Genomic DNA, 25,030 nt, shown 5'->3' with positions numbered 1-25,030 from the left:
GGCCACTTACCGCATCACTATCCTGCTCCGTTTCAGCTAATCTTTGGAGCGTCTGCTAACATAGCCACTATCAAAGGATACGATGAAGGCTTCGCTGCTATGCGCCTGATAATTGCCGAAAAACCCAGCCTCGCCCAAGCTATCGCAGAGGCGTTACCGGGCACTAGCAAGCGCCAGGATGGCGCCATTAACTGTGGTGACACCACGGTCACCTGGTGCCTGGGCCACTTATTAGAGCAAGCGCCGCCGGAGGCCTACGACCCCGCCGACAAGCAGTGGCGTCTAGACCGACTCCCCATCGTGCCGCAGCTGTGGAAACTGATGCCGCGTCCCAAGGCGCGGGGCCAACTGGCTGTGATTCGCAAGCTGATCAAGCAAGCCACCGATGTGGTTCACGCTGGCGACCCCGACCGCGAAGGTCAATTGCTGGTACAGGAAGTCATTGAGCACATGAAGTATCGTGGCCCAGTACAGCGCCTGTTAATTAGCGATCTAAACAAACCGGCAGTTAGCCGTGCACTGGCGAAACTGCGCTCTAATGTTGAATATCAACCGTTGTTTCAGGCCGCCCAAGCCCGTTCCCGCGCCGACTGGCTTTACGGCATTAATCTAACCCGTGCCTGGACGCTTACCGGCCGTCAAGCTGGCCACGACGGCGTACTGTCGATTGGCCGCGTACAAACTCCGGTACTTGGCTTAATCGTGCGCCGCGACAACGCTATTCGCGACTTTGTGCCCCACCCGTTTTATCCGCTATGGGTGGATTTAAAGGTTGCCCAAGGCCAGTTACGCGCCTGGTGGGCGCCCAAAGAGCACCAACCATTAGATGACCAAGGCCGCTTAATTGACCGCACCCCGGCTGATGCTTTAGCGGCTCAATTACCCGGCGCATCAGGGCAACTGACCAAGCTCGACCAGCAGGAGAAACGCCAGGCACCGCCGCTGCCCTACTCGCTCTCTGCCCTTCAGGTAGACGCCGCCCGTCGCCACGGGCTTTCCGCGCAGATGGTATTGGATATTTGTCAGCGGCTGTACGAACGCCACAAGTTGATTACCTATCCGCGCTCTGACTGCCGCTACCTACCCGAAGAGCACCTTCAGCTAGCCCAGCGCAGCTTATCCGGAGCCTGCCAAAACGATAAGACGCTACAACAGTGGCTCAATGGTGCAGACTTTACGTTGCGCTCCAAGGCCTGGAACGATCAACAGATCGGCGCCCACCACGCCATCGCGCCCACCGGCAAACCTGCCGATTTTGGTCAGCTTTCCGATACCGAAGGCCATGTGTTTAGGCTGATCGTGCGCAATGTCATGGCGCAGTTCTATCGCCCGCTGCGCACCTTTGAGGTAAAAGCCGAATTTACCCTGCTTAATGAAGCCTTCCGCGCTCGTGGGCAAAGCATTCTCGACCCCGGCTGGAAACCGCTATTTACCACCCGCGATGAAACCCCGCCGCTTCCGCCGCTGACCCAAGGTGAAGCCTGCCAAGCATTAGGCGCAGGCGTGGAAGAGAAAGAGACCCGTCCGCCGGAGCCCTTCACCGACGCCAGCCTCATCAAAGCGATGATGAACATCGGCCGCTACGTGGACGATCCCAACGTTCGCCGCACCCTGCGCGACACCGATGGCCTGGGCACCGAAGCCACCCGCGCCGGTATTATCGAAACCCTGGTACAGCGCGGCTATTTAGTGCGCCAGCAAAAGGCTTTACGCGCCACCAAGCTCGGCACTGCCCTCATCGCCGCCCTCCCCAGTGCGGTGAGCACGCCTGAACGCACCGCTTTGTGGGAGCAGCGTCTGCGGGCAATATCCGAACAGCAGGACGACCCCAGCGCCTTTCAGCAGGCGCTGCTGGATGACCTGCGCGGCCTGCTCAACCACAGTGACGCTGCCAAGCTACGGCAGAGCCTGCAAACCGCCCAGGGCGAATCGGGTGGCCCGGCAAAGCGCACAGTTAAGACGAGAAAGAGCTATACGAAAAGGAAAAGTACCGGAGCCAGGAAGAAGACGAGCTAAAGGGTACTTAATGGATGATTTCTACTGTAGTGGGACTGATCGGCAAGCAGGCAAGTTAGCCCTATCCTTATTTAAAGAACCCGCAAGAAGCGCTTGGCCAGAGAGTCAGGGAAAATCGCTGTGTGCCCGATAATGATTGAACGGATCACAAGATTAATTTTGAACAATCACTTACAAGCGGTAACGGCCTCAAGTATCCATCAGCGTCACTTCTCGCTTTATCGCTGAGAAAAACCCTAAACTACTTTCCAATATTAGTTGACCACTATATATAACCATTTGTTAAACTACCCCATGATATCAAGGTATCTACGAATAAACAGCGCCTATATCACCCCTTTCAAACTTAAGACAGCCCAAGGCATATTTCATGAAAGAGAAGCAAGACATACATTCATTAAACGTTTTCCCTTTGAAATTTGAAGTAGATGACGGAAGCACTTCACTTTCCACAACAAGTAACATTGTTAATGCCGTTGCGGGATGCATTCTTGCCATTGCAGCAGGCATCATCATTTTTGGGCCTGATAGCGTTCAAGTCTCTTGGTCAGGGCCCACTTTCACACAATTCTGGCTTCTCTATCCAGGACCAATCGCCACGGCAGCCGGCCTTGTCCTTTACCTTGGCCAACACTTGAAAAACAATGCACGCGAGGAAAGAGAAAATACCCTCGAACAGAAGATCAGTGATGTCGCAGGCGCCAATCTGGAAAAGCTACCCGAAGGATACACCCTAAGCCTGAACAAACTGGGTAGCGAGACTTATCAGCTGGATTTGGTGCCAGCAGATGACACGCTGGCTTCGACAAAGGAAGATTCTCTTTCGCAAGAACCTCAAGCGACACCGAAAAAAGATGAAATCTCGTAATCCATAAATTGTACGCCATTCGTCACAAGATAACTCACCGTTTTAGCAACTTTGAATCGGCAATAAGAAGCACAGGAGCTTGAATTGATTCAAGCTCTTTCTGGAAGTTAACGGGGCTTAAAGCCTGTCGTGAGTAATACGTTTTTAGGTACAGTCACGTTCTATCGATGATATCGACTTTTTGTCTAAGTGCCAGCGCAAATCTTTTCACTTGGTCAACATCATCTCTTGGAATTACCATAAGGGGATATGAGTCAGAACCGATGTCTAGAATGATCAAGCTCAACGAGTAACTGTCTAACACGCTGGCCACCAACTTCAATAAGTCCTCAGAATATTCATCGCTTTCGCTAATTTTAGAAAAGTCTATTGCATGAGCTTTGCAAACGTTAAGCTGTTCAAGGTTCCAGACCAACTCGGCAGCGTCGAATTTCCAGTCAAGTTCTACTAATGAGGCACTGCGAGTTAGCCCATCAACGAGGGCGATCCATGGGGTAACCTCTGATGGATCTTCTATACCACGCTCCATGAGATCATCGCTGTATTTTCCGAAGTAGCTCTCTGGGTCTGAAAGCGCTAAATTGACCTCAACCACAAGCGCATCATCTCGCGGACATAGCTGTCTACAGATGTTTTTCCAAGTGCTTTCAAAATCCATAATCTACCTCAACGCTGTTATTTCAAAAATGATTGTTTCCGCTTTCGAGTAAGGGCTTAAGCTCACATACTAGGCTTTGTCTGAACATTCGGCGAGCGAAGGCCAGACAAGGCAAAAATCGGCGAAAAGACGGAGTTTACATGCAGTAAATGAGTATTTTGAGCCGATTTTTAACGCCGTATGGTCGAGCGCAGCCAGTTTTCAGACAGAGCCTAATAAACATGCTCCGTGAGCGGGTCAGTAGCCGTAGAAGACAATTCGCCTAACTGATTGGATTCTGTTTCGGCGTGCCTGAGTAGAAATATATTCATCGCTGAGTGAGCCTACTTAACACTTGCTGCGAGCCGGGCTCCCAACGCCACAAATAGCGCCCCTAGGCTTCTATCCATCCATAAACCAACGCGTGGCTTGCTCTTCAGAAAAGCACCCAGCTTAGCGCCAGCCAGTACCAAAGGGGGTTCTATTACCGCGGCAACCACGATAATAAAGCTGCCATGCAATAAAAGCTGAGCTTCGGCAGAGCCTGCGCCTTCCACGATAAATTGTGGCAAAAACGCCAAGAAGAATACGGCCACTTTGGGGTTTAGCGCGGACACCAGCATGCCCTGCCAATAAACCGAGGATAGGCGCTTGGGGCTCTGCTTTTCTGCTGCAATAAATTGATCGCCCCGTGAGAGCAGCATTTTTACGCCCAGCCATATCAGATAGGCCGCCCCGACCCATTTAACAATCGAAAACGCCAGAGCGGATGTCGCCAGAATGGCCGAAAGACCAACCGCGGCCATCACGACATGCAGCGCCGCTCCTGTCCAAATCCCAAACATAGCGGCAAACCCTTGCCGTCGCCCACTACGTAATGTTTGCCCCAGGATGTAGGCAATATCCGGCCCTGGCGAAAGATTCAGAAGCACCGCCGCGGAAAGAAATGTCATCCAATGAAATAGCGAGTAGTCAAACACCGTTATTTTCCTTAATTATTTAGCAGTCAAGAGTAGCTTGCTGTAATGCTAAAGAATCATCGCAGGGGCTTCTCAAGCGGTCTCCACCAGTAGCGTTACTCGTCGGCGGTTAAATGTTATCTCTTAACGCCTCGGCAATAAAGCTGCCCTTCGCAGCCGTATAAGCTTCTCGATCCGCTTTAAACGCTGCTGCCCATTGTCGTTTATTCATCTCATACTGCTGCGCTAGCTCAGCACTCTGGCGAAGGCGGTTGCGAAACACCAAGCGCCGGTTCCACTCTTCACTGCCATACACCATAAGATGCAGGTGGTGGGTTCTGCGCCCATCGGCAAACCGCATCAGCCAACGGCGGCCCACAAGAGAGGCGTTATATTCCATTGACGTTGCATATTTGGCAGAGCACAGCGGCTCCAGTAAGCCATCGGCCTGGGCGATTGAATTTACCCCCGCCAGGATATCGATAATAGGCTTGGCCGAAAGCCCTGGTACGGAGGTACTGCCGATGTGCTCTATCGCCAAAAACGCGCTTGGAAACACATCAAATAGTCGGTCACGCTCTTGCTCAAACAGGGCTGGCCAAGCTGTGTCGTATGGAAAAAGCGCTACCTCTTCGTCAATCGCTCGATGTAAGGATTCCGTTTCATCCATGAGAATTACACTCCTTGCGCCGCTAGTTTCAGGCTAAGATTGTTCTATTAGCAGTGGCGGCATGGGGCAATCGAGAATATCCGCCACGGCACGGAACAGCTCGGCTTCGGCGGGCCGGATAACCCCGCTATGCTCAATGCAACGGGCCATCGCTTTCAGCAACGCTGGTTTCTGCATGGGCCGCAAGCGACGCAAGCGGTCAACGGCTAAGCTCAGTGCTCGCATATCGCTTACATCAGTGGCAGTGAGGGAAAACGGCAATTCGCTTTCAGCAGCACTGATCGCTGCGTTAATTTCCACAGGGGCATCCTGACCGGCAGCCGCCAGCACGCTAAGCAGCACCTGGCACTCCCGCTGCAGGTCATTTAGCTTCAGGTTAGCGGGCCCGTTATCCGGCTCGCTCAGGTTATTCAGCACCAGCTGATACAGCGTCCACTCCAACAGGCTAACCTGGCCGTCGGCGTTGATCAGATGCTCCATACAAAGGCGAAAATGCTGAACCTGCTCCCTCGATTGCGACTTGAGGGCGGGCAGCGCCAGCTCAATCAGTGGCAGTCGCAACTGTACATCCAGTTTTAATACCTCTGGGCCGTATTCCACTAGCTCACGATAAACATCCAGCAGCGCCACTTGCTGCAGCGCTCTTAGTTGCTGCTTTCGCATCTCCTTATTCTGGCTGAGCAATAGCGCATACATCAACGCGCGCGCCGCATAGGGCTCATGGGCGGCGTTTTTAATCCGCTCAGGCAATGCGTTGAGCGTCGCCCGCGCCTGTGCCAGATGTCGTTGATTGGGTTGGCCCATGGAATTAATAGCGGTCTGAGCAGACGCCCCGGTCAAGGCAGACGCCAGCGTAGCCGACCTGGATCCAGGCTCAACACGCACAGTCGCTTGGCCTGAAGCGGAGCTTGCATTTTGTTCCTGCTGGGAGGGTAGCGTTGCCTCAAAACGGCCATTCCAAGTTGGCATAACCCGCTTGATGCGGTCGTTTAACGGCGGATGAGTTGCCATCATTCTGATAAAGCCCAGCCGCACGCCCGGCCCAAAAAACAGGTGGCTGAACTCCGCCGCCTGCGCTGCCTGAAGGCGCGAACCCTGGGTATGCGAACCAATCTTTACCAGCGCGTTACCAATCCCCTGAGGGTTGCGAGTAAACTGAACCGCTGACGCATCCGCTAGATATTCACGCTGACGACTGACTGCTGATTTAATCAAATTGCCAAAGAAAGTGCCTGCGTAGCCGATCAGCATGAGTACCGCCCCCAGCGCTAAGATGACCGCGACTGAGTTGTCGCGCTTTCCGCCGCCCACCCGCCGAAAACGCATACTGCGCAGCACGCTTCCGCCCAATAAGCCAATGATGAGAATGCCATGCAGTATGCTGATCAGCCGCATATTCAACCGCATGTCACCATGCAGAATATGACTAAATTCATGAGCTACGACGCCCTGCAACTCATCCCGCGTCAGGTGACGGATCGTGCCACGGGTAATCCCGATCACGGCATCATTGGTTTGATAGCCGGCTGCGAAGGCATTGATACTCTCCTCCTCCAACACATAAACCGGGGGCACTGGCGTTCCAGAGGCAATCGCCATCTCTTCAACCACATTGAGAATGCGCCGCTCGTCAGCATCACGGGTATTCAGATTGATTTCGCGGCCACCCAGGGCTTCTGCCACTACCCGGCCACCACGCTTTAGTTGACTGCGTTTGAATAGTCCACTCAACACCACGACAGCCAGCACCGCAATCGCAACGCCAATGACCAGTTCAATCGAGAGAGCCGACCACAACCCCGGAGTAGGAAGGTTGGTTTGTGTCGCGGATTGCTCCCCCATCAGATGAAGGGCTATGGCAATCGCCAGCGTCGTAACAACAATCAGGGCGAGTACTGCCAGTACCATCAAGACAACCAGACGCCTGGTTTTACGCCGAGCGTTATCCTGCGCGGTAAAAAAATCCATGTCGCGTTTTCCCTGAGCTTAGAACGACACCTTCGGCGCCACTTGAATCTGGGCGCTGTCTTCAAACTCTAACAAAGAAGCATCCTGACCGTGGCCGAACATGCCAGCCACTGCTACCGGGGGGAAACTCTGCCGATAGGTGTTGTATTGCATCACCGCATCATTATATGACTGCCGCGCAAAGGCCACCTTGTTTTCAGTGCTGGTTAGCTCTTCTGACAATTGCTGCATATTTTGCGAGGCTTTTAAATCCGGGTAGGCTTCCATGACCACGTTAAGCCGCCCCATCGCCTGTGTCAGCGCACCCTCTGCGCCACCCAGGTCTGCCATCGCTTTGGCACTGCCGGGGTTTGCCGCGGCCGCTTTTAGCCCAGCGGCGGCTGTATTACGCGCCTCGATGACCGACTGCAGCGTCTCCCGCTCATGACTGAGATAGCCTTTAGCAGTTTCGACAAGGTTAGGAATCAGGTCATGCCGCCGTTTAAGTTGCACCTCAATCTGGGCAAAGGCGTTCTCAAAGCGATTTTTCAACGACACAAGCCGGTTGTAGACACCGATGACGTAAAAGGTAATAACGGCGATGATCGCCACGATGATGATAAGAGTGAGCAGCATGGTTCTTCCTTATAGTAGGCTTTCGTCAGTATAAGCCGGTCTATGCAAAGCTAGACGATGAGAAGCTAGCCAGTAAAAAAAGCAGCAAACAAGTTCAATATCGAACGTTAGTACGTCACTTTGCAAGCTTAGGGAGAAAGGAAAGGTCGACATGGTATTGCTGAAGATCTCCTTTCTCATAAAACACTGTGATCGTATCAGTATGAATGTAGTTTGATGGATCAAACCAAATATTATTGCTTTTAAACACATGCACTTCCGAGGTTGCAGGGTTTTGCCATTGAGTAACCACCTGGAATGGGTGCCTGCCATTCACTGAAAAGCGTGTATTTAACTCCACTCCCTGGTAGTCAGTATCAATAGGCACACCATTTTTCTTTAAAGTTTCCCCTTTACGATGTCTAAACTCCGGCACGAACATAAGGATGACTCCCGCCAACAGGAACACAATGCCTATGCCGGCAAGAATCGTCTCTGCTCCCCATAGCGAGAAAAAGCTATTGATTCGGGGACTACTTCGCTCACCTGGCTGGTATAAAACGTCTACCTGCTGACCTGGGGTGTAGCTCGGCGGATTGCTACTTGTCGATGATGTAAAATTCACAAGCTGACCGCTTTCATTTGTGAATTGAACCACAGGGCGATAAGTAATCGAGTCGCTTGAGCGATACTCAACTAGCTCAACTACCGTACCTTGGGTGATAACTGCCTCTGAAAGAAAATCCCTTGTATTAAGCAACATAAATACAGAGCCGACCAACAAGGCAATGCCCACCATTAATGACGTTAGCTTTACAAAAAAAAGTGCTTTCACTTCCACTCCTTGGAAAAACTGGGGGGTTAACGTAGCAGGCTAGAATCAGAGCAGCCCTTACAGACGAAACAGTCTATTAGATAAAGCTTAAAAAAAACCAACCCACTCGTCAATTAGGAATAATTATCGAATGGGATCTTCCTCTATGATTCATGCCACTGAAAAAATTAACTGATCACGGTAGGAGGCAAATATATAGTGAATTCGTTGATGGGCTCAATTAATACGCTGTACGGGGAGCTCTGCTCCTCTAAATGAACAATATCTAGGTCAGATAACAGCTTAAACCGGGCAGTCTTTACCGTAGCGGGTTTCACCTCCAGCTCTTTATGCCAAACACGATAGCTACCTAACTTGCCGTCGCGTCGATAATAAAAACCCGCAAGCGGATGGGTAAGATAAACCAATGCTGACTCAGTATCTGGAAAACCAGGAAAGTTAAAAGCTGATTCAGGTGATTGCTCAAGCTCGACAGAAGCTTCCGCCCACTTAGACGCTGTTTTCATACGATAATGGCTATACAGCCCGGTTGTCTCATCATACATACAATCGAAAGAGACTTTGCCTGCATGCCAAGGTAAATTCCAGAGATATCTGGGAACCACCAATGTCCATGAGTCCAAAGTGGTTCCCAGAAACCATACACATCGCTCCCCCGTATTCTTGTCGATGATATAGATACGGTAATTGGTCTGCCCCATAGTAAATTTGGGGAAAGGAAACACGGCAGAAGTGAAATCCACATCGATAAAAGGAACCACTGAAATAAGCCCCATTGCCTGACCATCAATCTCAACAGCATCTAACACAAACCTTTCAGGAAAAAGCCCCTCGAATCGTCTGGCCGGCACAGCGTAAGTAATAATCGCAAAGTGCTTAAGACCACACAGTACATCTATGCCTTTAGGCTTTGGCCGCTTAATCAGGTAATCCTCAAACTTTCGCGATGCCTGCATGAGCCTTTCCTTGAGTTAATGTTTTATCGTCTAGGTTATTCCTTTCTGTAATTGTAAGGTAAATCAACTAATTTTACTAATCATAACTAGGCAACAACTTTAAGATCCTTTTTTTGTTGCGCGGTGAAATAGCTGTCAAGGGTTGAAAGAAGCCAGAAAAACCTATAAATAATAAATTAAGTCCGATCTTTTCTTGGCCTCTGACGGCCCTCGAACCAGTCACGACCTGCTCACCTTGTTTCCAGAATCACGGGGCGTTGTTCAGCTAAAGCTTGCCGTAGGTCTATTCTGAGCTCTAGACACGCTTCGGGCACGAACATTTAGAGAAGCCAAAAAACCCTACATAACACAGCGTCAAAGGCAGAATAAGATGACGACTCATGAAAAAAACAGCGTCGATAACGAAGCCATCCATTGGGATCAGGATATTAGCTACGGTCAGTACTTGGATCTGGAACCCTTGCTTGCTTGCCAAAACCCGGCTTCTGAGGAGCACGATGAACTGCTGTTCATCGTCATCCATCAAGTATCCGAGCTATGGATCAAACTATGTCTTCACGAAGCCTATGGCGCCGCAAAGCATATACAAGAAGATAACCTGCGCCCTGCCTTCAAGATGCTTGCGAGGGTTTCTAGAATTCAGGAGCAGCTTATTAAGGCTTGGGAAGTGCTGGTCACCATGACCCCCGCCGACTATGCCAGCTTCCGAGACAGCCTTGGTCAGAGTTCTGGGTTTCAATCTTATCAGTATCGGGAAATCGAATTTCTATTGGGTAACAAGAACGCCAAGCTAATCGAAGCCCACCGTTCAAAACCCAAACATTACCAAAAACTACAGGAAGCCCTCCACGCACCCAGTCTTTACGACATTGTGTTGCAGTTGCTTGCCCATCGCGGTTTCAGCATTCCGGAAAGCAATACCCAACGCGATTGGAGTATACCCTACACTGCAAGTAGCGAGGTGGAAGCGGCCTGGACGGAAATCTACCGCAACAGCGAACAGCACTGGGATCTCTACGAGCTTGCCGAAAAACTGGTGGATGTCGAATTCAACTTTCAGCGCTGGCGATTCAGTCATATGAAAACAGTCGAGCGCATTATTGGCTACCGGCGCGGCACCGGCGGAACGGCTGGCGTGAACTATCTGGTCAAAGCGCTGGATCTTCAGTTCTTCCCCGAACTATGGAGTGTTCGGACGACTATCTAAACACTAGCGCACTGCTGCGCGCCAAGTTTAATGACCGTTGAGAAGTTCAAACCAGTGACATTCAATTTTTCGGAGTAGCGATATGCCTGTAAACCTGGATAGTGTTCGTGAGCGTGACCGCCAAGACCCATTGGCAGCGTTTAAAAGCCGCTTCGCCCTACCTGAAGGCATTCTTTATCTTGATGGAAACTCTCTGGGTGCTCAGCCGAAGGCTGCCAAACAAGCGGTCGATGATACTCTTGATCAGTGGCGCGATGAGCTGATCAAAGGCTGGAACCAGGGCTGGTTCGATGCCCCCGAGCGCCTGGGTAACCTTCTAGCACCGGTTATTGGCGCACAGCCTGGTGAAGTGAGCGTTACCGACAACATCACGCTAAATATCTTCAAGCTGCTGGGGTATATCCTCGACCAAGCCAAGGATGGCCGCCGTGTGGTTCTTAGCGAGGGCGGTAACTTCCCGACCGATGGCTATATCGCCCAAGGCTATTGCCGGGTGAGCGGTGCCGAGCATCGTTTTCTGCCCGAAGGGCGCGACTTGGCCGAACACCTGAACGGTGTCTCCGTGGTGGTGCTTAGCCAAGTTAACTACCGTACCGGCAAATTACGCGATATGGCCAGCACAACGAAATTAGTACACGACCAGGGTGCGGAAGTGATTTGGGATTTGGCCCACTCTGCAGGTGCACTGCCCATCGACCTTAACGGCTGTGGCGTTCGCTACGCGGTGGGCTGTACCTACAAGTACCTTAACGGCGGGCCTGGCGCGCCAGCCTTCTTGTACGTGCATAGCGATCACCAAGACAAAGGCTGGCAACCACTTTCCGGCTGGCACGGTCACGCATCGCCCTTCGCCTTTAAAGCTGATTACACCCCAGCGGGCGATATTTCCCGCTTTCGTACTGGCACACATTCGGCACTAGCCTACGCCGCCTTGGAAGCCTCGCTCGCCCTGTGGAGCGGAGTGAATATGCAAGCGCTGCGAGAAAAAAGCCTGGCGATGAGCGACCTGTTTCGAGAGTGTTTGAGCGATATTTTTACCGCTCATAATATTGACGATATAACCCCATCTGCCAGCGAGCGCGGCAGCCAGGTATCACTGGTGGACAGCCAAAACGGCTACGCTATCGTTCAGGCGCTGATTGCCCGCGGCGTAATCGGCGACTACCGAGAGCCCGGCCTAATGCGCTTTGGCTTTACCCCGCTGTACCTTAGTTTCGAAGATGTTTGGCAGGCAGCCCAACACTTCCGTGAAGTAATGGAAAGCGGCGCGTACCAAGATCCCCAGTTTCACGTGCGTGGCGCGGTTACCTAAAGGGTACGTTATGGCTGTAACACCACAGAACCTCGCCTACTCCCCGAGCCACTACGCTCAGGATTTTAAAGCCACGTTAACGCGCCAGGCCGCTTTAGGTGTTGACCTGGTGGCACGTCATCAGCCGATTACCTTGAGCTACGGTGAAGAACCAGCAGCCCGTCTCAACCTGTTTATTCCGAAAAATACGGCTGCCCCCTGGCCGCTGATGGTATTTATTCACGGCGGCTACTGGCAGGAGCTGGATAACACCGCGACGGATTTTTTGGCTGAACGCTACTTGGCCCGTGGCATGGCCTTTGCCTCCCTGGGTTACGGCTTAGCACCGAAAACCTCAATTGTGTCCATGGTGAACCAATGCATCCAGGGAACTAGAGCGGCATGCAACGCCCTCGTAAATAATGGTGGTGTGGCGTCTATTGTATTAGGCGGCCATAGCGCCGGTGCCCAGCTGGCATACTGGGTGGCGGCCAGCGGTGAGATACCCATCGACAAACTAATACTGGTCAGCGGCATTTATGACCTAACGCCATTAGTGGACACCTATGTTAACGAAGCGTTAGAGCTCAATCCTACCCAAGCGCGAGCATTAAGCCCTAAGTTTGCCAATATAAACGGACTCCCCCCATGCAAGGTCGTGATCGCCGAAAATGACCCACCCACTTTTCGCCAACAGGCCCTCGATTTTATAGCAGCGTTGAAGGCTACCGATGTCCAAGTCGCGCTAGTGGATATAGCGAACCGCGATCACTTTGATGTGTTAGATGTATTGGGAGCCTTGAAGAGTTAAACCGCGAGGAAAAATAGAGCGCTAAACGTTGCCATTAACAACAATCTCGCTAACAGCTATCTTACTAACAACTATTTTACTAACAACTATCCCGCTAACAACTATCCCGCGTTGCCAAAAACTGACCATTCCCGACGGGCACTGTGCAAGTAGTGACATCAGCATCGGCAGATACCAACGCCATAAAAGCCGCCATTTCATCTGCATGAGAGGTAGCGTTATCAACCACAAGAAGCCCGCCCTTTCGCAGTATCCGTTTAATAGTGGGCCACCAGTGCACGTATTCCGAGCGCTTAGAGTCTAGGAAAATCAGGTCAACATTAGCGCCGGGCATGTTTTCAATCAGACCTCCCGCCTCGCCGCGGAGCTGCGTGATCACCTCAGGAAGACCAGAGCGCTCAAAGTTCTTGGCCGCTAGCTCAAGTTTGAACTCGGATTGCTCAATTGTCGTAACATGCCCGCCTATTTTTTGCGCCCCCTTAGCCAGCCACAAGGCGGAATACCCGTTAGAGGTGCCAATCTCTAGCACACGCTTTGCGCTGGTTGCCTGAACCAACACTGAAAGAAATTCTCCGGTATCACAGGTAATGTTCAGCATCCGCCTTGGGCGGTCGGCAAAGGCAGCGTCATTTTCCTGACCAAATTGCTCTAGTTCGACTAACAGCGCTTGTAATGACTCGTTCACACCCGTCTCCCTGTCCCAGTTGTTCGATAAGAGTCAACTGCCTTACCAGGTCTCATCCGCGCCCGGCGGCCCCACATCAATCTGCCTATCAGGGGCAATATCCACCACGCCTTTGACTCTTTTCAGCCGTTCAGCTGTGTCATCGTCTGCCGACCCGGTAATGCAACCGATCTCTTTCAGCACCTCCCGGATGGCCAACCCCTCAGCACTTAGCCGTGTGGCGATGTCATTGATCGATTGATCGTCGGAAATCGTAATTATCCATAGCGCTATCTTTGCCATCGATCATTCCTTACTGAGGTGCTTGTACCAAACCCGCGCCAACGCGGGGCTCAGGCGATGGCAGCTCTGTTACCGAAGCCACCAGCTGTTGCCACAGCTTCATTCCCCGCAGTGAGGCGTCAGACTGTGCCCAGAGGGCAGCGCAGCCTGCCACATGGGGCGCTGCCATGCTGGTGCCGCTAATCGTTTTATGGCATGTGGGCCGAGGCCATGAAGAGAAGATATCGCGTCCCGGTGCGGCAATCTCAATCTTGCCATAATTTGAGAAACTGGAAGGCTTCAGGTTTGCATCGAGAGACGCCACAGACATCACCGTGGGTGAATTGGCAGGCGCGCCCGTGCTTGCAGAGGAATTGCCTGCGGCGGCAATAATCAGGCACCCATTACGCAGTGCCGCAGCGCCAGCGTGGGTGTAGGCTGCTTGCACTGGGCTTTGGCTACCCAGCGACATCGAGATAACTTCACACCGATTGGCAATGGCCCAGTTCAGGCCAGCGAGCACGCCCGCCCCGGTACTACTACCCGAGTTGGTCAGCACCTTGCCAACCAACACCTGAGCATCGAACGCGATACCGTAGCGTGAAGTACTTTCGGAAGGCGCTTTTGGCCCACAGGCCGTACCGATACAGTGCGTGCCATGCCCATTGAGATCCTGAACCGGCTCCCCAACGAAGGATCGGGTAACAAACTCCCTACCAGCGTAATCCGGGTGGCCAAGATCCATACCGGTATCCAGCACTGCGACTTTAATGCCAGCCCCGCTCCAACGGCTTTGCGGCACCTTGCACTGAGCCAGCCCCCAAGTCACCTCAGGCGCGTCCGTCTCATGCGATTCTTCGCGCTCGTCACTATCAAGTTCAACGCCGAGATCGCGCGCGATAGTAGTCGCTGCACGCAAAAAGCCCCGCAGGTAATCAGCATTTCTAGAATCGGAGTTTTTAAAACTAGTGTTTTTAGAATCAGGGGTTTTAAAATCAGAGCTTTCAGAAAACGCAAAATACTCGGGCTCAATAATTTCTATCGGACTGTCCGCTGAAATTTTGTCAAAAACACTCATCCCGTGCTGCTCTAAGGCGTCACCGCCAACCAGCGCGACGCCCAGCTCCGGGAACACCAACGCCTCGGCGTCCCCAGTGTCTTCCAGGCTGACGGCCTGATCGGTAAAGTCACGGGCATCGGCCACCCGAAAGTTCTGAGCCTTTAGCGCCTTGATGCCCTCCTCTACTCTTCCCTCACGGTAACTGATAAGAAAGCGTCCCGTTTCAAGGCAGCTACCGCCACGCTCCAGCGCTGCCAACAGGAGTTTCTCGGTGCTGCAGGAGACCGAATTAAGTGAGCCGCTCGGGCCAGGTGGCGTGCTACCGCTGCCGGTACCTTTAGGTGTGTTAGCCATCGTAGATCCCTTTTCGTTTGGCTGGACAGAAATATTGAAATACTGCTGCTTTCAGCTTAACGCACCTAATGATCTTCGCCAGATTGATTAAAACCCAGGTTGACTAAGCTCTTCATCCCTAAGTGTGAGCACTTCAAAACCGCTGGATGTGACCGCCACCGTATGCTCCCACTGAGCTGACAATGTCTTGTCGCTGGTTACCACCGTCCAGCCATCTCGCTTGGTTTTTATCTTGGCCCTGCCCTGATTAATCATCGGCTCAATGGTAAACACCATCCCTTCTTTTAAAACCAAACCTCTGCCTTTCTTTCCGTAATGCAGTACCTGGGGCTCTTCATGCATTTCCCGGCCAATTCCATGACCGCAATACTCTCGCACAACAGAGTAGCCGTGCTTTTCGGCATGTTGCTGGATGGCATAACCCACATCCCCCAACGTGGCACCGGGCTTGACTGCGTGTATTCCTTGCCACATGGCTTCGTAGGTTTTATCCACCAGCCGCTTTGCGTAGGGTGTAACATCGCCGATCAGGTACATCTTGCTGGAATCAGCAATAAAGCCGCCTTTTTCCAGGGTAATATCGACATTAACAATATCGCCTGATTTAAGCGTTTGCGTTTCAGATGGAATCCCGTGACACACCACGTGATTAACTGACGCATTCAGCACAAATTGATAATCGTATTGTCCTTTACTGGCTGGGCGAGCCTGCAAATCATCCACGATGTATCTTTCGGCCCAATTATTAATGTCCATGGTGGATATACCGGGCACTATTTGCTTATCAAGATGGCTAAAAACCAATGCGAGTAGCCGCCCTGCTTCACGCATTACGCTCAGCTCCTCTTCGCTTTTCAGCGTTACCTCACCCACCGATCACCTTCCTTACATCTACATCAGCTTGCTTCATTTGCTCACGCATAATGTCAGAGAAAGTCATACTCGGATTAGCCTCAGCCAACATACCAACCTTCATCCAGTACTCTGCCTGGGCGTTGATTGAACGCACCATGACGGTACTCGCCCTACGAATATCTTCATGCAACTGGTCATTGATCTTAACGATACCCATCACATCACCCAATATATGAAACGAATATAAAATGAATACGAATCATATATCGCAAAGAATGAAGCGACAAGCTTACCTGCCAATGCGCAAGGAGCCCCACCAATTCCTAGCGCTTGGCTAGCTAAAAAAGATACCGATCTGTGAAGAAATTAACGAGCGCGCGCATTTGGACGCACGACAAACCAACTGGCCAACACTAAGCTACCGAACAGGGTGTAAACCACCACAAACACCCACTCCGGCAAAGTGAAATAGAGCAGGCTATGCAGCCAGTACTGAATGAATGAGCCGGAATAGGTAGCAGCGCCCGCCTCTTCCCTCAGCGCCATTTCCCAGACGGTTAACGGGCAAACTACGCCCAACCAGGCTTGAATCACCACATAGCCTATGGCGCATAGATGCACGATGCGAAACACCCGATTGCGCACCCACTGCCAGTTCAGGAAATAGCCTGTGTACACTGCGAATAAGCCGAGCACCACAAAGGCCACGAATAGGACGTGGAGAATTAGTAGTATGTCGGCGAAGAGAAGGAGCAGTGATAGGGGCATAGGGAACAGCTAACTGCTGTCGGAGCGTGCGTCGCGGCATACCACCACCCGGTTCCTTCCACCACGCTTGCCAACGTAAAGCATCTGATCCGCACGCGTGATAAGAGACTCAAGGCCGACATCATCAGTACTCGTTGCAGCCACACCGATGGTGATACTTGGATTCAGTTTGCTCATTTCTTCCATTGAAGACAGCTCGGCGACCTTCATTTTCAGGCGCTCCGCAACCATTTGTGCTTCGTTTGGGCTAGTGTTCGGCAACGCCACGACAAACTCTTCACCTCCAAAACGTCCTATCACATCTGATGGGCGCAACGACTCTGCGCAAACCTCTGCGATCTTTGTTAGCACCCAATCCCCGTGGCTATGTCCCCAGGTATCATTAATATTCTTGAAGTGATCCACATCGATCATAAACAGGCTAAACGGCACTTTTTCGTATTGGGAACGCTTTAATAGCCCATTAGCCAGTTTCATAAAATGGCCACGATTATTGAGATTGGTCAGCGCATCCCGCTCAGCGGCTAACCGCAATTGCTCTTCCAGTGATTGTCGGTGAGCGATTTCATTATGCAACTGTCGGTTTTGATCACGCTCCTCATAAAGCATTGCATACTGCTTACGCTGCAGTCTTTCCAGGCGTAGCAAGGCAAAGAACCCCACCACATTGCTCATACCCAGCAAAACAGCAAGCAAAAGCATTCCTATAGGGGTCAGTCCCGCGAACAACATCGCAGCCACTAGAAAGCCAATATTTAAATAGAGGCTGGCAGCTGTCACCACGGTAAGTCGATTGGGGATCAGGAGATAGAACCCCATGGTGGCGACCGCCACGGCGGTAATTTGTGTGGATAAGCTTTCAGGTCTTAGAGGTACAATCAAAATAATGCCTGTGGCAAATACCCATAGCGGCAAGGCGTGCAACCAGGCGCGGTAATCGTTTCCACTCCAACGCCGCACCACGAAGGCTATCAATAGGCAAAGGCTCACCACCACTATTCGCATGGTAAGCAGCAGGTAGAACTCTCTGGTAAGGCCTAACAGGTAGTAATCCGCAATCACAAACATGCCAAAGACACATGCTGCAACGCTCACGGCAAGGCTGAACTCAAGCCTCAAACTTTCCTGGATAGTCCGCCGATACATCAACTCACTGCTAGCGTCGCAAAATTGCCCTGTTAACCTATGCACCTGATACTTTTTTTCCCGTAATGGCACAGTCCCGCACTCCCGACGTCACATAGCAATTTTTTTATTCTATCAACAACGCAATACCGCTCACCTCAACATTCTGCCGGGGTAACCGTGAGATAAATGGCTGTCGTCTCTTCCAACCCTTGCTGTAATGCCCGGATGCGGGACTCATGAGCCGGGTGGGTAGAAAGAAACTCCGGTGGCTGGTCGCCGCCAACAGCCGCCATGTTGCGCCACAGGGCCACGCTCTGCTGCGGGTCAAACCCTGCACGGGCCATAATCTCAAGGCCCATCAAATCCGCCTCTTCTTCGTGGGTGCGGCTGAACGGCAGGCTAATGCCCAGCTGGGCGCCGATACCCAACGCCTGCATTAACTGCTGGTTGCCAAACTCCTCTTCCCCTAATAACCCCACCACCATGAACACGGCTTTAATGCCCAACTGCTGGGTAAGCCGCTCATTGCCATGATCCGCCAGCACATGGCCCACCTCGTGCCCAATCACTGCCGCTAGCTGGGCGGGGGTTTCGGCCACTCGCAGCAGGCCGCTATGCACGCCAATGCGCCCACCGGGCAGCGCAAACGCATTGGGGGAAGCATCCTCGAACACCACCACTTCCCAGCGCTCGGGGAAGGCGAGCCCCGGATAGCTTGCCTCAGCGCCAGCCACTACTCTCTCGGCCACACACTGCACCAATTGATTCGCCCGCGCATCGCGGTTGATCGGCTGGCTATTGAGTAACTGGCTAAAGGCATCTTCCCCCATGTCGGCCATTAATGAGTTCGGCACTAACGCCAGCTGGGAGCGCCCAGTGGGTGTTTCCCCGCAGCCAGCTAAAGAGGCCAGCAACCCCAAGAGGAAAAGAGGTAACAGAAATCGCCGATGCATCGGATGGTATCGCCTGGATTAAGAAACGTTCAGTAGAGTGTAAGGCGCTTCGCAGGCGTGGCGCTCGTCGCGTTCATCAACGCTACCCAACCCAAGGTGCCGGTCGTTATCGTAGGCCACAAACAGCCGGTCATGATCCAGCACGGCAAGGCCTTCAGCTTTGTGCTCAAACTCCAGCGGCAAGCCCGCGGGGGTGGTCACCAGCGTTGGCTCGCTCCCTTCCCGAAAACCGCTCAAGCTTACTTCCCATAGGTAACCGCCAATGCGCTCTTCACCAGCTTCTTCTACTTCAAAGCTGTTCAGCAAGTAAAGACGGCCATGGTAGGGGTCGTACTCCAGGCTCGATAGGCCGCAGTCATAACGCACCGCTGAGTGGCTGCCAGGGTCAAAGGCGTAGTGCTCACGCATTTCATCGATAAATACCAGGTTGCCACTTTTGCTGATCTCGTAATGCGCGCCGACGATCCTGCTGACATAGCTGAAATCAGCATGGGACTGCCCCTGCTCACGAATGCCAAACAGCAGCAGACCATCGCCGCGCTCACCGGGAATGGCGGCCAGTCCTTCGATTTTGTAGTACGGGAAACCAATCGCTTGATCCAGCTTGGTGCGAAGCTCTAGCGAGCCTTCCACTCCATCGCGGGGGTCGGGGTCGACCACTTGCACCTGTTCTGGGTGACCCAGCGGCCAAATCAACAGGTGGTTGTAATCGTTCAGGTCATGGCTTTCGTTGTCGATACGGTCAAAGCCAGTAGTGGCCAGCACGTGGCGGCCATCCGCCGTAAGAGAGAGATCCTCGTACTTAACCGCCTGTTTAATCAGCGGCGTGGTGAAGTACTCCAATTGGCTGTCATCCGGGCCTTGTTCAGTCATTGGCATGGCAAACATAGCCGAGCGTTCTTCCCCCGGCACCGGTTTATCGCTGGCTAAAATAAGCCGCTGGCCGTCGTAAAGCACGGCAGACACTTCGGCATTTACCAGCTTGCCACGCTCATCGCGCAGCCCCGCTGGAAAACAGTGGATAGTGCCTTGCTGCAGAATGGTCGCGTGCGTCATGGTGGTTGATCCTCCCGACTGCTGAAAGTAAGTCGCAGCTTACTAGAGCTTTGGGGAGGGCGTCGAACATATGCAGACCCATTTATTCGGTCGCCATCTGCTTGAATTGTGACGTAGCTGGAACGGGCTACTCTCGACGACCTCCCCTGTGAGTCGCGGGGAGATACGTCTAGCTTGCTGCGCTGTAAAATCGCGTTCGTTAAGGTGTGTAAACCTTAAGGCGTTTGCGCTTCGTCGCGCATCACTCTGAGCGAGGTGATTTCAATATTAAGCGCATCACGCGTTGCTTCTAACTCATTGACCTGTTCGCCCATTGCGGCAAGTTGAGCATTAGCCTCTTCAATTTCGGCGTTTAGCGCTTCTAGATCCGCTTCAGCTTCACTACGAGACTCCTCTGCATCCTGTCGAGACTGTTGCGCAGCATCGCGGGCAGCTTCGGCTTCTTGTTTGTCTTTTTCTACCTCGGCATATGTCTCATTCAGTTCCGCTAGGATGCTCTCTCTTTCATCTATTTGTTCGTTGAGGGCGCCAACTTCTTCTTCGCGGGTTTCATGCTCGCCCCGTAAAGCGGTCAAATCTTCTTTAACATTTGCAATGTCGGCTCGCGTCGAGGCAAGCTCGGCTTCCGCTTCGGCTTGTTCAACTTCCAGGTTGCTCATCCGCTGCTGCAGTGTTGCCAAGTCCAGCTCCGCGGCTTCAACCTCAGACATCTGCGCCTGAATTTGCTGATGCTCTCGCTCAGTTTTGGCCAGCTGCGCTTCGGTTGCTTCCAGACTGTCTTGCCGCGACCCTGCAATGGTATGTGCAACAATGGCCCAGACCACGGCAATAACAGCAATGGCTAAGATCACCTTTACGCGGTTATCGCTCAACAATGCTGTCGTTGATGGTTTATCAGTTCCTGTCATTGGTTCAAACCTCTCGCTTTATTGGAATCACTAATTAAGTAGATAACGCATGCATTTCGGCGGGTTGTGGCCTGACCTATCGCTAATATGGAGGAAAGTTTTTGATTCGGCTAGAAGTGTACGTTTAGTAATAGCTGAAATTACGCTTTAGCAGATAGTTGATGACGAGTGTTGAACCGATAGGCTCGCCGACATGACTGACGCGCCGACACGCTCAGCCACTCGGGACGTCGCCAGATTCTGAGCGCAACGTACGAGATCATTAAGGCTCAATCGCTTCACGATAGGCACGCAAGTGTGAGATTAACGCCCGCAATTTAGGGGGCTGGTTACGACGATTTGGGAAGTATAGGTAAAAACCGGGAAAAGGCTGCAAGTATGTCTGCAACAACGGCACTAGCTCACCGCTTTCTAACCAAGGTAGAAATGTCTCCTCCATACCTATGGTAATCCCTCCCCCTGCAAGAGCGGTTCTTATCATGAGCAACATATCGTTGGTCGTGATTTGAGGGTTAACCCCCACATCAAACTCTCGCCCTTTCTCGGCAAACTCCCAGCGGTAAGGTGCCACGCTCGGTGCAGGCCGCCAGCCAATGCAAAGATGATTCAGCAGTTCGAAAGGTTCGTCTGGCGTGCCATGCCGCTGCAAATAGCGAGGAGAGGCCACGACTACTTGGCGTTGTGGCCCTGAGAGCGGCACTGCCACCATGTCTTGCTCGATGACTTCTCCCAAGCGCACTCCAGCATCGAACCCGGCACCCACAATATCGAACTCTTCATCGGTTACGGTTACGTCCAACGTAATACGGGGGTAAGCCTCGGCAAAGGTTGCGATCAGTGGGCCGGAGAGGAAACGCTCGGCTATTGAAGTAACCGCCACCCTTAACAGTCCTCGAGGAGGGCCATCATCCACGACTTCTTCCAATGCAGATGTAATAGCCGTAAACGGTTCGGTTATCTGCGCTCTTAGTCGAGTACCTGCTTCGGTCAGGCTCACACTGCGGGTAGAGCGCTGAACCAATGCGATGCCCAACTCATCTTCCAGCCGTCGCATGCTCTGGCTGACAGCAGAACGAGTAACGCCCAACTGGTCAGCAGCAGCACTAAAATTTCCAGCTTGCGCAACCGCTAGGAAGACTTTCAAAAGATTGAAATCTGCGCTCATTGGAAAGCAATCCTAACCAATGTGGTTAGCTTTGGGTAGCTTCTCACGATAACGATAGGTCTCTAAAGTTCTACCAAGCGTTCAGCCCCGAGCGCCCAATTGAACAATGGAGATTAACATGAGCAATATTCAAGGCAAGGTAATCCTCATCACCGGTGCCAGCAGTGGCATCGGCGAAGCAACCGCCCGAACACTTGCCAACCAAGGCGCCAGCATTGCCCTCGGCGCACGACGCATCGATAGGTTAGAAAAGCTGGTGGCAGAAATTAACGCCGCTGGAGGCAAGGCAATCGCATGTGCGGTTGACGTGACTCGCCGCGAGGACGTGCAGTCATTCGCCGATTACGCGCTAGACAAGTTCGGCCGAATCGACGTGATTATCAATAACGCTGGCGTAATGCCGCTATCACCGGTTGCCGCCCTGAAGGTCGATGAGTGGGATCGCATGATTGACGTCAATATCCGCGGCGTGTTGCACGGCATCGCCGCCGTACTGCCCACCATGCAGCAACAAGGTAGCGGGCATGTGATCAATATCTCGTCAATCGGCGGCCTTTACGTTGTGCCCACCGGCGCAGTCTACTGTGCGACTAAATATGCCGTACGCGCGATTTCCGATGGGCTGCGTCAGGAACACAGCAACATCCGTGTGACCTGTGTCTATCCCGGCGTGGTTGAATCTGAGTTGGCGGACACCATCACCGATGCGTCGGCAGCAGAAGCCATGCGTCATTTTCGTCAAATTGCACTCAAGCCAGAAGCGATCGCCAACGCCATCGCTCATGTGGTTGGACAACCAGCAGACGTCGACACCACTGACATTGTGGTACGTCCCGTCGCAAGCCCCGCCTGACCTCGGCGAAATTACCTCTGCCTGACCGTGGAGTTCAATCACCCATTCACCTACAGACATAGTGCCTCCCCAATGCCATAACAGGGCTGCGCAAGGTTAGCTGATATAAAGCTGCTGTCGTCACCATAACTTCATTTTAACGATGTTTATAAACTTAAGAGTTTAAAATCATGAAAATTTTAAGTACGTTAACAATCATTACATTGATGCTTATTTCAGGAATAGCAATCGCTGAGAGAGGCTCTACTGAGGACAACAGAATCATTAATCCTGAATTTTCAACATCCACGCATAAAGAGAGTGACACACCCAGCGTCTCACCTTCTGGGATGACTATTAGAAACCCCTAGTTGCAACTACTGATACTCAGCTAGCAAGTTATATATGGGAGACGACTATGTTAAAAAAAACCCGGCCGTTTTGGCCGGGTTTAAATTACGCTTGAGCTATCACTAACTAGTTAAATAAGCGCCTATTTAAAACTCTTCCCACTCCAATTCTGCCACTTTGGCCCTGGGAGCCCTTCCACCTGCAGACCCAGTCTGCTTTATAGAAGAAACGGCCTTTGGTAGAGCATTACTGATTGGCAGAGCACCACGACTCTCACCCCCAGCCAATTTGAAGGTAGCCACAGCCAATTCAAGCTGAGCTGCCTGCTCTTCGAGTGAAGCTGCTGCTGTAGCCGCTTGTTGAACCAGGGCTGCGTTCTGCTGCGTCACCTCATCCATTTGCGAGACAGCTTGATTAACCTGTTCGATGCCATCACTTTGCTCCGAGGAAGCAGCGGAGATTTCATCCATAATATCGGCAACACGCTTCACGGAAGCCATTATTTCTTCCATTGTTCGGCCAGCCCCTTCCACAAGGTCAGAGCCCTGCTTCACCTGGCCCGCTGATGTTTCAATTAATGCTCTAATCTCCTTAGACGCATCAGCACTACGACTTGCCAAATTACGTACTTCAGTGGCCACTACGGCGAAGCCTCGCCCCTGCTCACCCGCACGGGCAGCCTCAACCGATGCATTGAGTGCAAGAATGTTGGTCTGAAAGGCAATCGAGTCGATCACACCAATGATGTCGCTCATCTTTTTAGAGCTTTCTGCTATCCCATGCATTGTCGCAACTACTTGGCCTACCGCTTCCCCACCGCGCGCTGCCGTTGTAGACGCATCACTCGCTAAGGTGCTGCCCTGGCGCGCATTATCTGAGTTTTGCTTCACGGTCGCAGTGAGCTGTTCCATGCTGGCAGCAGTCTCTTGGAGTGAAGCGGCCTGTTGCTCTGTACGCGAAGAAAGATCGGCATTGCCGCCGGAAATTTCTCTTGCACCGATATGGATAGATCCACTGCTGTCACGCACGGATGAGACGGTTTGTGAAAGCCCTTTCTGCATATATTGCATAGCCGCGAATAGTTGGCCTATTTCGTTTCGTCCCCGCTCTGCGATTTTATGCGATAAATCACCTTGGGCAATGCGCTCAAAATGATGAACGGCTTCCTGAATGGGGCGGATAACAACTCGCATCATGCCCATTCGAACGAAGACAACGCATAATAAAACCAGCAGCAAAGCAGCCAGTCCGACATAACCAGATACGGTCATTGTAGAATGGTAATCGGCCATAAGATTTTGGCCACGAGTGCTGGCATAGTCGTTAAAGGCGTCATTGGCCTGGACATAGGCTAGGTTGAGCTGGTCACCCTCACGTTTAGCTGCACGAAAGGCGTTCTCATTATTTTGCAACAGTGCCTCATATTGTGGCTCTAAACCGCGGGCCACAAGCTGCGTAAAAGCGGCTTCTATCGCATCAGCAAAAGGCTTTCCTTGCTCAGACTTCGGAACCACAGTAAATGCTTCAAAACGCTGCGCCGCTCTTTGCAGGCTTTGGCCTGCTGTTTCTAGATAGGTTTCTGCCAGCGCCTGATTCCCTTCGTTCAAAGCGTCGAGGTGGTTAAGAAAAAATAGCTGGGTGTCAGCGATATTCACTTGCGTTCGATTAAGAGCGTTCAGTTGCTCAACGTTAATACGGTTAAGTTCATCTATCGAACTCGCTCCCAGAGTGCTGGATTGGTAGCCCAACACCGCGACAAGAAGGATCAGAGCGGTAAACAAACCCAGAACAGCCGTTAAGCCTGCCTTAACGGATAGGTTTTTCAATAGGTTATGCATTGTC

Annotated in this window: 25 protein-coding genes; 6 read left to right on the top strand and 19 right to left on the bottom strand. The window is 52.1% G+C overall.

The window, feature by feature from the left end; all coding sequences use genetic code 11:
• Positions 1 to 99 precede the first annotated feature (99 nt).
• Together J7J49_RS12290 and J7J49_RS12285 are read left to right on the top strand one after the other, a co-directional pair.
• The gene (locus J7J49_RS12290; RefSeq protein WP_215092957.1) at positions 100 to 2,016 is read left to right on the top strand and encodes a DNA topoisomerase III; all 1,917 of its coding nucleotides are present in this window, start codon (positions 100 to 102) and stop codon (positions 2,014 to 2,016) included.
• 370 nt (positions 2,017 to 2,386) lie between these two features.
• Positions 2,387 to 2,884 (top strand): hypothetical protein, encoded by a 498-nt coding sequence (locus J7J49_RS12285; protein WP_215092955.1) that lies wholly within the window; start codon positions 2,387 to 2,389, stop codon positions 2,882 to 2,884.
• A 154-nt stretch (positions 2,885 to 3,038) separates the two neighbouring features.
• Here J7J49_RS12285 and J7J49_RS12280 read toward each other — a convergent pair whose 3' ends face one another.
• The 7 genes from J7J49_RS12280 to J7J49_RS12250 all read right to left on the bottom strand — a co-directional run bounded on the left by J7J49_RS12280 (position 3,039) and on the right by J7J49_RS12250 (position 9,503).
• On the bottom strand, positions 3,039 to 3,542 hold the full coding sequence (locus J7J49_RS12280; protein WP_215092954.1) for a DUF6630 family protein: 504 nt from the start codon (positions 3,540 to 3,542) through the stop codon (positions 3,039 to 3,041).
• A gap of 323 nt (positions 3,543 to 3,865) precedes the next feature.
• Positions 3,866 to 4,501 (bottom strand): LysE family translocator, encoded by a 636-nt coding sequence (locus J7J49_RS12275; RefSeq protein ID WP_215092953.1) that lies wholly within the window; start codon positions 4,499 to 4,501, stop codon positions 3,866 to 3,868.
• A 109-nt stretch (positions 4,502 to 4,610) separates the two neighbouring features.
• Positions 4,611 to 5,150, bottom strand: coding sequence for a GrpB family protein (locus J7J49_RS12270; protein WP_064233070.1), 540 nt, complete (start codon positions 5,148 to 5,150; stop codon positions 4,611 to 4,613).
• Between the two features lie 33 nt (positions 5,151 to 5,183).
• Positions 5,184 to 7,118: a M48 family metallopeptidase gene (locus J7J49_RS12265; RefSeq protein ID WP_215092951.1), complete on the bottom strand. Its 1,935-nt coding sequence runs from the start codon at positions 7,116 to 7,118 to the stop codon at positions 5,184 to 5,186.
• Positions 7,119 to 7,136: 18 nt separating this feature from the next.
• Complete coding sequence (locus J7J49_RS12260; RefSeq protein ID WP_215092949.1) at positions 7,137 to 7,733, bottom strand: LemA family protein; 597 nt, start codon at positions 7,731 to 7,733, stop codon at positions 7,137 to 7,139.
• Positions 7,734 to 7,848: 115 nt separating this feature from the next.
• Positions 7,849 to 8,547, bottom strand: coding sequence for a DUF3592 domain-containing protein (locus tag J7J49_RS12255; protein WP_215092947.1), 699 nt, complete (start codon positions 8,545 to 8,547; stop codon positions 7,849 to 7,851).
• Between the two features lie 167 nt (positions 8,548 to 8,714).
• Complete coding sequence (locus J7J49_RS12250; RefSeq protein WP_064233073.1) at positions 8,715 to 9,503, bottom strand: DUF2071 domain-containing protein; 789 nt, start codon at positions 9,501 to 9,503, stop codon at positions 8,715 to 8,717.
• Between the two features lie 370 nt (positions 9,504 to 9,873).
• Between J7J49_RS12250 and kynA the strand changes: the two genes are divergently transcribed.
• The 3 genes from kynA (at position 9,874) to J7J49_RS12235 (ending at position 12,812) form a co-directional block, all read left to right on the top strand.
• Positions 9,874 to 10,710, top strand: a complete 837-nt coding sequence (gene kynA / locus J7J49_RS12245; protein ID WP_064233074.1) for a tryptophan 2,3-dioxygenase — start codon at positions 9,874 to 9,876, stop codon at positions 10,708 to 10,710.
• Between the two features lie 82 nt (positions 10,711 to 10,792).
• Positions 10,793 to 12,022, top strand: coding sequence for a kynureninase (gene kynU / locus J7J49_RS12240; protein WP_215092945.1), 1,230 nt, complete (start codon positions 10,793 to 10,795; stop codon positions 12,020 to 12,022).
• 10 nt (positions 12,023 to 12,032) lie between these two features.
• The gene (locus J7J49_RS12235) at positions 12,033 to 12,812 is read left to right on the top strand and encodes an alpha/beta hydrolase (RefSeq protein ID WP_215092943.1); all 780 of its coding nucleotides are present in this window, start codon (positions 12,033 to 12,035) and stop codon (positions 12,810 to 12,812) included.
• A gap of 94 nt (positions 12,813 to 12,906) precedes the next feature.
• Here J7J49_RS12235 and J7J49_RS12230 read toward each other — a convergent pair whose 3' ends face one another.
• The 11 genes from J7J49_RS12230 to J7J49_RS12180 form a co-directional block, all read right to left on the bottom strand.
• Positions 12,907 to 13,497, bottom strand: a complete 591-nt coding sequence (locus J7J49_RS12230) for an O-methyltransferase (RefSeq protein ID WP_215092941.1) — start codon at positions 13,495 to 13,497, stop codon at positions 12,907 to 12,909.
• Between the two features lie 42 nt (positions 13,498 to 13,539).
• Positions 13,540 to 13,779, bottom strand: a complete 240-nt coding sequence (locus J7J49_RS12225) for a hypothetical protein (RefSeq protein WP_215092939.1) — start codon at positions 13,777 to 13,779, stop codon at positions 13,540 to 13,542.
• A 10-nt stretch (positions 13,780 to 13,789) separates the two neighbouring features.
• A complete protein-coding gene (locus J7J49_RS12220; protein WP_215092937.1) occupies positions 13,790 to 15,172 on the bottom strand; it encodes a S8 family serine peptidase in 1,383 nt (460 codons plus the stop codon).
• 87 nt (positions 15,173 to 15,259) lie between these two features.
• Positions 15,260 to 16,045 carry a type I methionyl aminopeptidase gene (gene map, locus J7J49_RS12215; RefSeq protein ID WP_215092935.1) on the bottom strand — a complete coding sequence of 262 codons (786 nt, stop codon included), beginning with the start codon at positions 16,043 to 16,045 and terminating at the stop codon, positions 15,260 to 15,262.
• Entirely contained in the window at positions 16,038 to 16,244 is a 207-nt protein-coding gene (locus J7J49_RS12210; RefSeq protein WP_040481168.1) for a ParD-like family protein, read from the bottom strand. Before J7J49_RS12210 ends, map begins: the two co-directional genes overlap by 8 nt.
• A gap of 149 nt (positions 16,245 to 16,393) precedes the next feature.
• Positions 16,394 to 16,795 (bottom strand): DUF2784 domain-containing protein, encoded by a 402-nt coding sequence (locus J7J49_RS12205; RefSeq protein WP_215092933.1) that lies wholly within the window; start codon positions 16,793 to 16,795, stop codon positions 16,394 to 16,396.
• A 9-nt stretch (positions 16,796 to 16,804) separates the two neighbouring features.
• Complete coding sequence (locus tag J7J49_RS12200; RefSeq protein ID WP_251048282.1) at positions 16,805 to 17,941, bottom strand: GGDEF domain-containing protein; 1,137 nt, start codon at positions 17,939 to 17,941, stop codon at positions 16,805 to 16,807.
• Between the two features lie 137 nt (positions 17,942 to 18,078).
• Positions 18,079 to 18,876: a M48 family metallopeptidase gene (locus J7J49_RS12195; protein WP_215092929.1), complete on the bottom strand. Its 798-nt coding sequence runs from the start codon at positions 18,874 to 18,876 to the stop codon at positions 18,079 to 18,081.
• Positions 18,877 to 18,894: 18 nt separating this feature from the next.
• Positions 18,895 to 19,932 carry a hypothetical protein gene (locus J7J49_RS12190; protein ID WP_215092927.1) on the bottom strand — a complete coding sequence of 346 codons (1,038 nt, stop codon included), beginning with the start codon at positions 19,930 to 19,932 and terminating at the stop codon, positions 18,895 to 18,897.
• A 215-nt stretch (positions 19,933 to 20,147) separates the two neighbouring features.
• Complete coding sequence (locus J7J49_RS12185; protein WP_215092925.1) at positions 20,148 to 20,840, bottom strand: hypothetical protein; 693 nt, start codon at positions 20,838 to 20,840, stop codon at positions 20,148 to 20,150.
• A 262-nt stretch (positions 20,841 to 21,102) separates the two neighbouring features.
• Positions 21,103 to 22,005, bottom strand: coding sequence for a LysR family transcriptional regulator (locus tag J7J49_RS12180; protein WP_215092923.1), 903 nt, complete (start codon positions 22,003 to 22,005; stop codon positions 21,103 to 21,105).
• 118 nt (positions 22,006 to 22,123) lie between these two features.
• Between J7J49_RS12180 and J7J49_RS12175 the strand changes: the two genes are divergently transcribed.
• The gene (locus tag J7J49_RS12175; RefSeq protein WP_064233087.1) at positions 22,124 to 22,858 is read left to right on the top strand and encodes an SDR family oxidoreductase; all 735 of its coding nucleotides are present in this window, start codon (positions 22,124 to 22,126) and stop codon (positions 22,856 to 22,858) included.
• Between the two features lie 476 nt (positions 22,859 to 23,334).
• Here the strand turns inward: J7J49_RS12175 and J7J49_RS22680 are convergent, their stop codons facing one another.
• Positions 23,335 to 25,026, bottom strand: a complete 1,692-nt coding sequence (locus J7J49_RS22680; RefSeq protein WP_215092921.1) for a methyl-accepting chemotaxis protein — start codon at positions 25,024 to 25,026, stop codon at positions 23,335 to 23,337.
• Between the last annotated feature and the right edge of the window lie 4 nt (positions 25,027 to 25,030).

Origin of the sequence: Halomonas sp. ISL-56 (assembly GCF_018612805.1) — a bacterium.
Taxonomy (GTDB): domain Bacteria; phylum Pseudomonadota; class Gammaproteobacteria; order Pseudomonadales; family Halomonadaceae; genus Vreelandella.
This window is presented reverse-complemented; position numbering and strand designations above follow the sequence as displayed.